General features: G+C 67.2%; 11 protein-coding genes. 7 read left to right on the forward strand and 4 right to left on the reverse strand.

What is annotated here, in order from left to right:
• The first annotated feature begins 204 nt into the window (after positions 1–204).
• Positions 205–2,961 carry a transglycosylase domain-containing protein gene (locus OG698_RS24245; RefSeq protein ID WP_406105386.1) on the forward strand — a complete coding sequence of 919 codons (2,757 nt, stop codon included), beginning with the start codon at positions 205–207 and terminating at the stop codon, positions 2,959–2,961.
• A 141-nt stretch (positions 2,962–3,102) separates the two neighbouring features.
• The gene (locus tag OG698_RS24250; protein ID WP_406111245.1) at positions 3,103–4,614 is read left to right on the forward strand and encodes a glycosyltransferase family 87 protein; all 1,512 of its coding nucleotides are present in this window, start codon (positions 3,103–3,105) and stop codon (positions 4,612–4,614) included.
• A gap of 84 nt (positions 4,615–4,698) precedes the next feature.
• On the opposite strand, the gene OG698_RS24255 is transcribed toward OG698_RS24250, so the two are convergent.
• The 3 genes from OG698_RS24255 to OG698_RS24265 all read right to left on the reverse strand — a co-directional run bounded on the left by OG698_RS24255 (position 4,699) and on the right by OG698_RS24265 (position 7,402).
• The gene (locus OG698_RS24255) at positions 4,699–5,730 is read right to left on the reverse strand and encodes an alanine racemase (RefSeq protein ID WP_326774958.1); all 1,032 of its coding nucleotides are present in this window, start codon (positions 5,728–5,730) and stop codon (positions 4,699–4,701) included.
• 119 nt (positions 5,731–5,849) lie between these two features.
• Positions 5,850–6,971: a peptidoglycan bridge formation glycyltransferase FemX gene (femX, locus tag OG698_RS24260; RefSeq protein WP_329572206.1), complete on the reverse strand. Its 1,122-nt coding sequence runs from the start codon at positions 6,969–6,971 to the stop codon at positions 5,850–5,852.
• 116 nt (positions 6,972–7,087) lie between these two features.
• The gene (locus OG698_RS24265; RefSeq protein WP_100597204.1) at positions 7,088–7,402 is read right to left on the reverse strand and encodes a hypothetical protein; all 315 of its coding nucleotides are present in this window, start codon (positions 7,400–7,402) and stop codon (positions 7,088–7,090) included.
• Positions 7,403–7,667: 265 nt separating this feature from the next.
• On the opposite strand from OG698_RS24265, the gene rpsF reads away from it, so the two are divergent.
• The 4 genes from rpsF to rplI all read left to right on the forward strand — a co-directional run bounded on the left by rpsF (position 7,668) and on the right by rplI (position 9,393).
• Positions 7,668–7,958 (forward strand): 30S ribosomal protein S6, encoded by a 291-nt coding sequence (gene rpsF / locus OG698_RS24270; protein ID WP_052578287.1) that lies wholly within the window; start codon positions 7,668–7,670, stop codon positions 7,956–7,958.
• 75 nt (positions 7,959–8,033) lie between these two features.
• Complete coding sequence (locus OG698_RS24275) at positions 8,034–8,633, forward strand: single-stranded DNA-binding protein (protein ID WP_406105388.1); 600 nt, start codon at positions 8,034–8,036, stop codon at positions 8,631–8,633.
• A 58-nt stretch (positions 8,634–8,691) separates the two neighbouring features.
• On the forward strand, positions 8,692–8,928 hold the full coding sequence (gene rpsR / locus OG698_RS24280) for a 30S ribosomal protein S18 (protein WP_003949403.1): 237 nt from the start codon (positions 8,692–8,694) through the stop codon (positions 8,926–8,928).
• Positions 8,929–8,946: 18 nt separating this feature from the next.
• Entirely contained in the window at positions 8,947–9,393 is a 447-nt protein-coding gene (gene rplI, locus OG698_RS24285) for a 50S ribosomal protein L9 (RefSeq protein ID WP_100597202.1), read from the forward strand.
• 94 nt (positions 9,394–9,487) lie between these two features.
• Here the strand turns inward: rplI and OG698_RS24290 are convergent, their stop codons facing one another.
• The gene (locus OG698_RS24290) at positions 9,488–10,825 is read right to left on the reverse strand and encodes an MATE family efflux transporter (protein ID WP_406105390.1); all 1,338 of its coding nucleotides are present in this window, start codon (positions 10,823–10,825) and stop codon (positions 9,488–9,490) included.
• Positions 10,826–11,283: 458 nt separating this feature from the next.
• Here OG698_RS24290 and dnaB point away from each other — a divergent pair, with 458 nt between their 5' ends.
• Positions 11,284–12,759, forward strand: coding sequence for a replicative DNA helicase (dnaB, locus tag OG698_RS24295; RefSeq protein WP_266672310.1), 1,476 nt, complete (start codon positions 11,284–11,286; stop codon positions 12,757–12,759).
• The last annotated feature ends 46 nt before the right edge of the window (positions 12,760–12,805 follow it).

A 12,805-nucleotide genomic window follows, 5' to 3' on the forward strand; every position in this document is an offset into this window, starting at 1 on the left:
ACTTCGGCCCTAGGTGGGTTTTGACGGTGCGTAGTCTGTCGGCCATGCAGACCGCCGGGAACCAAGTGACGCCTGTGGGCGTCGTTGTCCCCGGTGCATTGCGGGTGAGTGCCAGAAGGGGCGCATCCGTATTTCGGGGGGACCGGAAACCAGCCGCCGTTTCCAGGCGCGTGTCACAGCGCCTGCCCGAGGAGTAGTCGTTCGATGAGCGAGCACCGTCGCAAACCGCCGCAGCCACAGGGCGGCGGACGTGCCGCGGCCCGTCGCGGCACGTCCGGCGCATCGCCGGGCCGTCGCGCGGCACCGCGTGACGCCACCGGATCACCTTCTGACGCATATGGAGCACCGGGGTCCACAGGATCGTCCGGCTCCACGGGCGACGACCGCCCGTACGGAGGCCGCGCGGAAGCGCGCCGAGCCGCACAGCGCAGCGCCGGAGGGAGCCGCAGGAAGGCTCCCGACGGCGGCGGTGGCCGCGGAGGCGGCGGCCGGCGCGGTGGAGGTGGCCCCGAGGGATCGAGCGGGCCAGGGCGCGGCAGGGGTCGCGGACCTTCACGGCCGCCGCAGAAGAAGAGGTTCATCGACTACCCGCGCTCCGACAAGTACGGAGTGCACCGCTGGCTGCCGTCCTGGCGCCTGGTGACGGGTCTGTTCGTGGGCCTCTGCGGCAGCCTCATGGCCGCGGCGGGCATCGGGTACGCCCTTGTGGACGTCCCGAAGGAGGCGGACACGGCCAAGGCCCAGAACAACGTCTACTACTGGGCCGACGGCAAGCCGATGGTCTCGACCGGTGGCGAGACGAACCGGCAGATCATCAAGTACGAAGAGATCCCCGAGGCCATGCGGTACGCCGTCATGTCCGCCGAGAACAAGACGTTCGAGACGGACAAGGGCGTCGACCCCATGGGCATCGCCCGCGCGTTCGTCAACATGGCCAAGGGTGGCGCGACGCAGGGCGGCTCGACCATCACCCAGCAGTACGTGAAGAACGCGATGCTCGACGACCAGTCGCAGACGGTCTCGCGCAAGGTCAAGGAGCTGTTCGTCTCCATAAAGGTGGGCCGTACGGAGCCCAAGGAGAAGGTGATGGCCGGCTACCTGAACACCGCGTACTACGGGCGCGGTGCTTACGGTATTCAGGCGGCTGCCCGCACGTACTTCAACAAGGACGCCTCGGAGCTGAACGCGAGCCAGTGCGCATTCCTGGCCTCGGTGCTCAAGGGCGCGACGTACTACGACCCCGCCGGTGCGCCGGAGATCGACCCGGTCGAGGCGACGCCCGCAAAGAACAGGGCGCGCGCGGAGGAGCGGTGGAGCTGGATCCTCGACGAAGAGGTCAAGGACAAGCGTCTGAACGCCACGGACCGGCAGAAATTCCAGGCAGAAGGCTTCCCCCAGCTGCAGAGCCCGCGGGCCAACGGCAAGCTGGGCGGCCAGGTCGGCTACCTCGTGGACCTTGCCAAGGCCTACGTCATCAACAACAGCGATGGCAAGATCACCGCCCTCGACCTGCAGAAGGGCGGCTACGAGATCCACACCACCTTCGACAGGACGAAGGTGGACAAGCTCGAAGCGGCCGTGAAGAAGGTCCGCAAGGAGAACATCAAAGCGAAGCTCCGCCCGAAGACGGACAAGTACGTCCAGTTCGGCGGCGCCTCGGTGAACCCCACGAGCGGCGCGATCGAGGCCATCTACGGCGGTGAGGACGCGACAACGCACTACACGAACAACGCCGACCAGACCGGTGCGCAGGTCGGCTCGACCTTCAAGCCGTTCGTGCTGGCCGCCGCAATGAGGGACGGCGTACGCGACCCCAAGGGCATCGAGGACCAGGGTGACGAACAGCGCACGCCGGTCTCCCCGAAGAGTCTCTACAGCGGCCAGAACAAGCTGAAGATCAAGAAGTACAACGGCGAGGTCTGGACGGACAAGGACGGCAAGGAGTGGCTCCAGACGAACGACGGCGGGGAGTCCTACAACCGGCCGACCTTCCAGATCGACCTTCGTGAGGCGATGCGGGAGTCCGTCAACTCCGCCTATGTCCAGCTGGGCATGGATGTCGGCCTGGACAAGGTGAAGCAGGCCGCGAAGGACGCAGGCATCAAGGACAACAGCTTCGCCAGCGCCAACTATCCGTCCTTCTCCCTCGGTACCTCCGACCCGAGCGCGATCCGCATGGCCGGCGCCTACGGCACCTTCGCGGCCAGCGGGCAGCGGAACGATCCGTTCTCGGTGACGTCGGTCGACCACGCAGGTGAGACGGTCTACCGGCACGAGAAGGCGCCGTTCAGGGCCTTCCAGCCGGCGGTCGCCGACAACGTCACCGACGTCCTGAGGACCGTCGTCGACAAGGGAACGGGTACCAACGCGAAGCTGCCCGACCGCCAGGTCGCGGGCAAGACCGGTACGACCGACGGCAACAAGTCCGCCTGGTTCGTGGGGTACACCCCGCAGCTGTCGACGGCCATCACGATGTACCGGATGGACGACAACGAGAACAGCAAGAAGCGCGAGTTCTTGGAGATGTACGGTACGGGCGGCCAGGAGAAGATCCACGGTGCCTCGTTCCCGTCCGAGATCTGGCACGACTACATGATGGAGGCTCTCAAGGGAGCGCCGGTCAAGGTGTTCCCCACTCCCGAGCCCATTGGTGAGATCGTCGGCGCCACCCCGAGCCCGAGCATCACTCCCTCGGCGACTCCGTCCCCCTCGGATTCGGCAACGGTGGAACCGTCGCCCAGCCAGTCCTCCCCCGGCCCGTCGCCGTCGACCAGCGAGTCGTGCAGCAGTTGGTCGTGGAACTGCAACGACAACGGCGGAACGTCGAACGGTGGCACCGGTGGGACACCCACGGGTGGCACAGACGGTGGCGTGACCAGCTCGCCGTCGGACCCAGGGGGCGGCAACGGCGGCAGCAACGGAAACGGCAACGGAGGGATCTTCGGAGGCCCAGCGGGCTAGCCGGAGCTGAACTCACGCCGCCTGTTTCACGTGAAACGCTGCGTGTTCCACGTGAAACAGCGCGTGACCCGCGCCAAGTGAGGGCCGCCGCACCGATCAGGTGTGGCGGCCCTCGCCCCGTTCTCAGGCGCGTACGGCAGGATGTGCGGCATGCCCAGTGCAGAGACGACGCGCACCCATGTGCAACAGCCGGACCCGGTACGGCCGACCAAGGAGGACGAGGTCGCCGCAGCGGGGAGCGAGCTGATCGGCGGACCCATCGGACGATGGGCGCTGCTCGGGAGCTCCTGGTGGACCCCTGTACGCGTCATCGCGCTGGTGATGATCGGCATGTTCGCGCTGGGCATGGTGCAGAAGTTGCCCTGCTACGACGGCGCGTGGTTCTTCGGTGCCAGCTCGCAGTACACGCACGCCTGCTACTCGGACATCCCGCACCTCTATCAGGGGCGGGGCTTCGCCGACGGCCTGGTGCCGTACTTCGACAAGCTGCCCGGCGACATGGACTACCTCGAGTACCCGGTGCTGACCGGTGTGTTCATGGAGGTCGCGTCCTGGCTGACCCTGGGCGGCGGTTCCATCCAGCACCTGGAGAAGGTCTACTGGATGGTCAACGCCGGGATGCTGATGATCTGCGCGGTGGTGATCGCCATCTGCGTGACTCGCACCCACCGGCGACGCCCCTGGGACGGCCTCCTGGTCGCCCTTGCGCCCGCGTTCGCGCTGACCTCCACCATCAACTGGGATCTGCTCGCCGTGGCCCTCACAGCGGCCGCGATGCTGATGTGGTCGCGGGGCCGGTCGGTCGCTTTCGGTGTCCTGCTGGGCCTGGCCACGGCCGCGAAGTTCTATCCGTTCCTGGTGCTCGGCCCGCTGCTGTTGCTCTGCTGGCGCGCCGGACGCTGGCGCGACTTCGGGAAGGCCCTGGCCGGCTCGGTGGGCGCGTGGCTCGTCGTGAACCTGCCGGTGATGCTGCTCGCCCCCGACGGCTGGTCGAAGTTCTATCGCTTCAGCCAGGAGCGCGGCGTCGACTTCGGGTCCATCTGGCTCATCATCCAGCAGCGGTGGGACGCGCAGATCAGCCCCGACGACGCCAACACCTACGCGATGGTGCTGATGGTCCTGGCCTGTCTGGGTATCACTGCGCTCGCCCTGACGGCGCCACGCCGGCCCCGCCTCGCGCAGCTCGCCTTCCTGGTCATTGCCGCCTTCATCCTCACCAACAAGGTCTACTCGCCGCAGTACGTCCTGTGGCTGATCCCCTTCGCGGCCCTCGCCCGGCCGCGCTGGCGGGATTTGCTGATCTGGCAGGCGTGCGAGGTCGCGTACTTCCTGGGGATCTGGATGTACCTCGCGTACACCACGAGCGGTGACAAGCACCGGGGGCTGCCCACGGACGGCTACCACCTCGTCATCCTCATCCACCTGCTGGGCACGCTCTATCTGTGCGCGGTGATCGTGCGCGACATCCTGATGCCGGAACGGGACGTGGTCAGACGCTCCGGGGACGACGACCCGTCGGGCGGTGCCCTGGACGGAGCGCCGGACGTGTTCGTGCTCGGCCACGCCGCGCATCCCCCACGGCACGCGATGCACAACGAGGAGTGGCCACAAGTGAGTTGGGGCTGGGGCAAGGACGAAGAGCGTTCGCTCTGAGCGAACGCATGAAAAGGGCCGGACACCGTGATGGTGTCCGGCCCTTCCGTTTGTCCGTGCGACCCGGCCTGTTCCAGGCCTCGGTCAGCGGTCGAGGATCCGGTCGAACTGCGTGGTGGTGTGCCGCAGATGGGCCACCAGCTCCTCGCCCACCCGGGGCTCGGGGGCGTCGGACGGCACGAAGAGGATCGAGACCTGCATGTGCGGAGGCTCTGCGAACCAGCGCTGCTTACCGCCCCAGACGAACGGCGACAGGTTCCGGTTGACGGTCGCGAGGCCCGCGCGGGCGACGCCCTTGGCGCGCGGCATGACGCCGTGCAGCGCCTTGGGAGCCTCCAGGCCCACGCCGTGCGACGTACCGCCGGCGACGACCACGAGCCAGCCGTCCGAGGCGACCTTCTGCTGGCGGTAACCGAAGCGGTCACCCTTGGCGACGCGGGTCACGTCCAGGATCGCGCCGCGGTACTCGGTAGCGTCGTGGTCGCCCAGCCAGAGCCTCGTGCCGATGCGGGCCCGGAACCGGGTCTGCGGGAACTGCTGCTGAAGGCGGGCGAGTTCCTGGGCCTTGAGGTGGCTGACGAACATCGTGTGCAGCGGCAGCCTGGCCGCGCGCAGACGGTCCATCCAGCCGATGACCTCCTCGACGGCGTCGGAGCCGTCGGTGCGGTCCAGGGGCAGGTGGATCGCGAAGCCCTCGAGCCGGACATCCTCTATGGCGGAGTGGAGCTGGGGCAGTTCCTGCTCGCTCACGCCGTGCCGCTTCATCGAGGACATCACCTCGACGACGACACGGGCGCCGACGAGGCCGTGCACGCCGTCGACGGAGGAGACGGAGCGGATCACACGGTCGGGCAGCGGCACGGGCTCCTCGCCCCGCCGGAACGGGGTCAGGACCAGCAGGTCACCGCTGAACCAGTCCTTGATCCGGGCGGCTTCGTAGGTCGTGCCGACGGCGAGGACGTCCGAGCCGAAGCGGGTGGCCTCGTCCGCGAGCCGTTCATGGCCGAAGCCGTAGCCGTTGCCCTTGCAGACGGGGACAATCCCCGGAAACTGCTCGAGCACGTGCTTGTGGTGTGCCCGCCAGCGCGCGGTGTCGACGTAGAGCGTGAGCGCCATGGCCGGTCCCGGAACCTTTCTCGTGGCTGCGGTGTATCAGAGGTATGAAGAAGCTTTGGAGCTACGTGAATTGTGCAGGGTCCGCCCGGGCCGTGTGGGCCGGGCGGACCAGGAGAGGCTCAGCGCCGCGACATGTAGATGTCGAGGGCCTTGTGCAGCAGCTTGTTGAGCGGGAAGTCCCACTCGCCGAGGTACTCGGCAGCCTGCCCACCGGTGCCCACCTTGAACTGGATCAGACCGAAGAGGTGGTCCGATTCGTCGAGCGAATCGCTGATGCCGCGCAGGTCGTAGACCGTCGCTCCGAGCGCGTAGGCGTCGCGGAGCATCCGCCACTGCATCGCGTTCGAGGGCCTGACCTCACGGCCGATGTTGTCGGAGGCTCCGTAGGAGTACCAGACGTGCCCCCCGACCACCAGCATCGTCGCCGCCGACAGGTTCACCCCGTTGTGGCGGGCGAAGTACAGCCGCATCCGGTTGGGGTCCTCACTGTTGAGGGCCGTCCACATGCGCTGGAAGTACGACAGCGGGCGCGGCCGGAAGTGGTCGCGCACAGCCGTGATCTCGTAGAGACGCTGCCACTCGGCGAGGTCCTGGTAGCCGCCCTGGACGACCTCGACGCCGGCCTTCTCGGCCTTCTTGATGTTGCGGCGCCACAGCTGGTTGAAGGCCTTGTGCACGTCCTCGAGGGAGCGGTTGGCCAGCGGCACCTGGAAGACGTAGCGGGGCTGTACGTCGCCGAAGCCGGCGCCGCCGTCCTCGCCCTGCTGCCAGCCCATGCGGCGCAGCTTGTCGGCGACCTCGAAGGCACGCGGCTCGATGAAGTCGGCCTCGATGTCGCGCAGGCGCTTGACGTCCGGGTCCTGGATGCCCTTCTTGATCGATGTGGCCTCCCAGCGCCGGATGATCACCGGCGGGCCCATCTTCACGGAGAAGGCGCCCTGCTGCTTGAGGTGCGCCAGCATCGGACGCATCCAGTCGTCGAGGTTCGGAGCGAACCAGTTGATGACCGGGCCCTCGGGGAGATACGCGAGATAGCGCTTGATCTTGGGCAGCTGCCGGTAGAGGACCAGGCCCGCGCCGACCATCTCGCCGTTCCGCTCGTCGAACCAGCCCAGGCTCTCGGAGCGCCACTCCGCCTTCACATCAGCCCATGCCGGGACCTGCATGTGGCTAGCCGAGGGCAGGCTCTGGATGTATGCCAGATGCTGCTCTCGGCTGATGGTCCTCAGGGTCAGGCTCATTCGGGGCGCTCCTCGGGCTGGTGTGTCCCCATGGGTACAAGGGCTCCGGCTCTCGCGCCGAAGCCTACTGCGCCCTGGGAGCGCCCCGACTGGGCCTATGGGACCTTCGCGGGCCGTCAGCCGATGACACCGCCGAACAGACCTCCGTGGGCCATGCCGATGAAGAGGCCGATCGCCGAGGCGCCGAGGCCCAGGATGAGACCGAAGCGCTCGCGCGTCGTCACCGAGATGAACTGGCCGTATGCGGCGGTCAGGACGCCGATCAGCCCAGCCCAGGAGCTGAGCAGGTGGAGGCTGCTGAAGAGCGAAGAGATGATGGCGATCGCCCCGAGAACCATCGCCACCGCGACCAGCGAGTCCTGGAGAGGATGGGGCTTCCCGTCCGTGGCGAGGAGAGATGTCGCGGTGTTGGGTCGCATTGCCTGTGCCATGTGGCACCTCCTGCGGAAGGCGGCGCATCGTAGCGCCATACACACCCGATGTGTACAGATTGTGCCCTCCCACGGTCGGATTTCAACCGGAAGCCGTGGTGCGGGTAGTCTGTACCGTCTGCACCGGTGTCTGCTCACGCCCTGACCAGGGATCCCCGCCAGCGGGGCCCGATTGTCAGTGGTCGCCGATACCGTTGCGTACGCATCACGACCCTCCTGCCACGGAACGACCGTGGCCGCTGAGTCCAAAGGAGGTGGGTTCCACATGCGTCACTACGAAGTGATGGTCATCCTCGACCCCGATCTCGAGGAGCGCGCTGTCTCCCCGCTGATCGAGAACTTCCTCTCCGTTGTCCGCGAGGCCAACGGAAAGGTTGAGAAGGTCGACACCTGGGGCCGTCGTCGTCTCTCGTACGAGATCAAGAAGAAGCCCGAGGGCATCTACTCGGTCATCGACCTGCAGGCCGAGCCTGCGGTCGTCAAGGAGCTCGACCGCCAGATGAACCTGAACGAGTCGGTCCTCCGGACCAAGGTCCTCCGTCCCGAGACCCACTGAGCTTCCTAGCTCAGCGGCACTCGGGTTTCGAGTAGCAGCAAGCAGCCAGCAGCAAACCCGCCGAGAGGTTCCCCCATGGCAGGCGAGACCGTCATCACGGTCGTAGGCAATCTTGTCGACGACCCCGAGCTGCGCTTCACCCCTTCCGGTGCGGCGGTCGCGAAGTTCCGTGTCGCGTCCACTCCCCGCATCTTCGACAAGCAGACCAATGAGTGGAAGGACGGCGAAGGCCTGTTCCTCACCTGCTCGGTCTGGCGTCAGGCGGCGGAGAACGTCGCGGAGTCGCTCCAGCGAGGCATGCGCGTCATCGTGCAGGGCCGGCTGAAGCAGCGGTCCTACGAGGACCGTGAGGGCGTCAAGCGCACGGTCTACGAGCTGGACGTCGAGGAAGTCGGCGCCAGCCTGAAGACCGCCACGGCCAAGGTCACCAAGACCACCGGTCGCGGTGGTCAGGGTGGATACGGCGGCGGTGGCGGCGGCCAGCAGGGCGGCGGCAACTGGGGCGGTGGCTCCGGTGGAGGTCAGCAGCAGGGTGGCGGCGGTGCTCCCGCCGACGACCCCTGGGCGACCGGTGCGCCGGCCGGCGGCGGCCAGCAGGGCGGCGGAGGTGGCTGGGGCGGAAGCTCCGGCAGTTCCTCCTCCGGCGGCGGCTACTCGGACGAGCCCCCCTTCTAGGCCTCAGGGCCAAGGGGTGGGCCGTACCCACACTTCTTGATCACACAGGAGAAACACCATGGCGAAGCCGCCTGTGCGCAAGCCTAAGAAGAAGGTCTGCGCTTTCTGCAAGGACAAGGTCACGTACGTGGACTACAAGGACACGAACATGCTGCGGAAGTTCATTTCCGACCGCGGCAAGATCCGTGCCCGCCGCGTGACCGGCAACTGCACGCAGCACCAGCGTGACGTCGCCACGGCCGTGAAGAACAGCCGTGAGATGGCGCTGCTGCCCTACACGTCCACCGCGCGATAAGGAAAGGGTGACCGAACAATGAAGATCATCCTTACCCACGAGGTCTCTGGCCTCGGCACCGCCGGCGACGTCGTCGACGTCAAGGACGGGTACGCCCGCAACTACCTGGTCCCGCGTGGTTTCGCGATCCGCTGGACCAAGGGTGGCGAGCAGGACGTGGCGCAGATCCGCCGCGCCCGCAAGATCCACGAGATCGCGACCATCGAGCAGGCCAACGAGATCAAGGCCCGCCTCGAGGGTGTCAAGGTCCGCCTGGCCGTCCGCTCCGGCGACGCCGGTCGTCTCTTCGGTTCCGTCACCCCGGCCGACGTCGCTTCGGCGATCGAGGCTGCCGGTGGTCCGAAGATCGACAAGCGCCGCGTCGAGCTGGGCTCGCCGATCAAGACGCTGGGCGCCCACGAGACGTCCGTGCGTCTGCACCCCGAGGTTGCCGCCAAGGTCAGCGTCGAGGTCGTCTCCGCCTAAGCACTGCGCTTGGCAGAGCTGAAGCAAACGTTGGGCCGCACCCCTCGGGGTGCGGCCCAATGCGTTTCACGATCGCCGTTTCACGTGAAACGGGTCAGCGCGTGGCGCCCGTGACGATCCAACGGCCCGAGCGCGAACGCAGCCACAGGGTCACCATTCGCACGGTCATCATCAAAGTCATCGCGCCCCACAGCGCGGTGAGCCCTCCGCCGAAGACCGGCACCAGCAGGGCGACCGGCGTGAAGACCGCCAGGGTCGCGAGCATCGCCCAGGCGAGATACGGACCGTCTCCCGCTCCCATCAGGACCCCGTCGAGAACGAAGACGATGCCGCAGATGGGCTGGGACAGCGCGACCATCAGGAGAGCGGGCAGTGCCACGTTCTGCACCACCTGATCATTCGTGAACAGTGGAATGAAGAGCGGTCGGGAGACGATCACCAGGAGTCCGAGGACGACTCCCGCGGCGATGCCCCACTGCACCATGCGGCGGCAGGCATCCCGTGCGCCCTGGGCGTCGTCCGCTCCGAGGTAGCGCCCGATGATGGCCTGGCCCGCGATGGCGATGGCGTCGAGCGCGAAGGCCAGCAGGCTCCACAGGGAGATGATGATCTGGTGCGCGGCGATGTCCGCGTCGCCGAGCCGGGCCGCAACAGCGGTGGCGATCATGAGGATGGCGCGCAGCGAGAGGGTGCGGACGAGCAGCGGCGCGCCTGCCTGGGCGCAGGCTCGAATCCCGGCGGCGTCGGGACGCAGGGAAGCGCCGTGACGACGGGCCCCGCGTACGACGACGAAAAGATAGACGGCGGCCATGGCGACCTGGGCGATGACGGTGCCCCAGGCGGATCCTGCGATGCCCAGGCCAGCGCCGTAGACGAGCCCCGCGTTGAGCGCGCCGTTGGCGACGAAGCCTCCGACCGCGACATAGAGCGGGGTTTTGGTGTCCTGGAGGCCACGCAGGACTCCTGTCGCGGCGAGGACGACGAGCATCGCGGGGATGCCGAGCGAGGAGATCCGCAGATAGGTGATCGCGTAGGGCGCCGCGGTGTGCGAGGCACCGAACACCTCGACGAGCGCGGGAGCGGTGGGAAGGACAATGGCGATGACCGCGGCACCGAGCAGGAGCGCGAGCCAGATCCCGTCCATGCCCTGACGGATCGCGGACTGCAGATCTCCGGCGCCGACGCGGCGGGCCACCGCAGCCGTGGTCGCGTAGGCCAGAAAGACGAAGACGCTGACGGCGGTCATCAGGAGGGACGAGGCGACAGCGAGACCGGCCAGCTGGGCGGTGCCCAGATGGCCGACGATGGCGCTGTCGGCCATCACGAAAAGAGGCTCGGCGACGAGCGCGCCGAAGGCGGGGACGGCCAGCGCGACGATCTCGCGGTCATGCCGACGCCGGGCGGCCTTGGTCGCCGCGGGAGCCTGTGTCATGAGCACCAATGTAATCTTCCACAGGTAAGAGATGCAACCGCCTTTGAGTCCTTACTTATGTGCCTCTCGGGCGTGGCGTCACGCACCGTTTACAGGGATCTTGAGCCGAGCGGGAAAGTATTTTTCCTGCACAGCCAGTGGACGGGAAAGTCGCAGGTCAGGCACGTTTCTGCGTGCTTCCTGAGGGCTTGTTCACAGGGCTGTCCACCGTGTCGTGCACAGGTTTTGCGGAGTTCTCCACAGCGAGAGGCCCTTCATCCACACCGCCTGTGGATAACCAGATTGGCTGAAGGTGCCGAGGGGCCTACCGTGGTGCGGCGCCCGCCACGATTTCAGGCCTCGGAAACGTCATGAACCGACGCGTCAGAACCGGAGTCGGGACCCCATATTTGTCAGTGTCGTGCCGTAAGAAAGAGGGCACGGCGAGGTCCGCCCGGCGGACTGGAGGAGGTGGCCCGGTGAGTATCTCCGAGCCTTTGGACGACCCCTGGGCCGACAGCGGTCCCAGTGACCGTCTGCCTGCCTCCCGCCAGCGTGGCAGCGGCGGGCGGGGGCGCGAGGAGCAGCACGACCGCGGTGGCGACGGCGGCTGGGACGACGGAGCTCCGTCCTTCGAGCGGGTACCCCCCCAGGACCTCGATGCCGAGCAGTCCGTCCTCGGCGGCATGCTCCTGTCGAAGGACGCGATCGCCGACGTCGTCGAGGTGATCAAGGGCCACGACTTCTACCGCCCCGCTCACGAAACGATCTTCACCGCGGTTCTCGACCTGTATGCGAAGGGCGAGCCGGCCGACCCGATCACGGTCGCGGCCGAGCTCACCAAGCGTGGCGAGATCACCAAGGTCGGTGGCGCATCGTATCTGCACACCCTCGTCCAGACGGTTCCGACGGCGGCGAACGCCGAGTACTACGCCGAGATCGTCCACGAGCGTGCGGTCCTGCGCCGGCTCGTCGAGGCGGGCACGCGCATCACGCAGATGGGATACGCGGCCGACGGCGACGTCGACGAGATCGTGAACAGTGCGCAGGCCGAGATCTACGCGGTCACCGAGCAGCGCACCAGCGAGGATTACCTCCCGCTCGGGGACATCATGGAGGGCGCGCTCGACGAGATCGAGGCGATCGGCTCCCGCAGCGGCGAGATGACCGGTGTGCCCACCGGGTTCACCGACTTCGACTCCCTGACGAACGGCCTGCACCCCGGCCAGATGATCGTCATCGCTGCCCGTCCCGCCATGGGTAAGTCCACGCTGGCGCTCGACTTCGCCCGGGCCGCCTCGATCAAGCACAACCTGCCCAGCGTCATCTTCTCCCTGGAAATGGGCCGGAACGAGATCGCGATGCGTCTGCTGTCCGCGGAGGCGCGGGTCGCGCTGCACCACATGCGCTCCGGCACCATGACGGACGAGGACTGGACCCGGCTCGCGCGCCGGATGCCCGAGGTCTCGGCGGCACCGCTCTACATCGACGACTCGCCGAACCTGTCGATGATGGAGATCCGCGCGAAGTGCCGTCGCCTCAAGCAGCGCAATGACATCAAGCTCGTGATCATCGACTATCTGCAGCTGATGCAGGCCGGTGGTTCGAAGCGCTCCGAGAGCCGTCAGCAGGAGGTCTCGGACATGTCGCGAAACCTGAAGCTGCTCGCCAAGGAGCTGGAAGTGCCGGTCATCGCGCTCTCCCAGCTGAACCGTGGCCCCGAGCAGCGCACGGACAAGAAGCCGATGGTGTCCGACCTGCGTGAATCCGGCTCGATCGAGCAGGACGCGGACATGGTGATCCTTTTGCACCGCGAGGACGCCTACGAGAAGGAGTCCCCCCGCGCCGGCGAGGCGGACATCATCGTGGGCAAGCACCGTAACGGTCCGACGGCAACGATCACGGTCGCCTTCCAGGGTCACTACTCGCGCTTCGTGGACATGGCGCAGACCTGATCCCGTACAACCTGCTCCCGCACGACCGCAACCGCACGGCATGGGC

The sequence above is a fragment of the Streptomyces sp. NBC_01003 genome, assembly GCF_045162695.1.
In the GTDB taxonomy this organism is placed as follows: domain Bacteria; phylum Actinomycetota; class Actinomycetes; order Streptomycetales; family Streptomycetaceae; genus Streptomyces.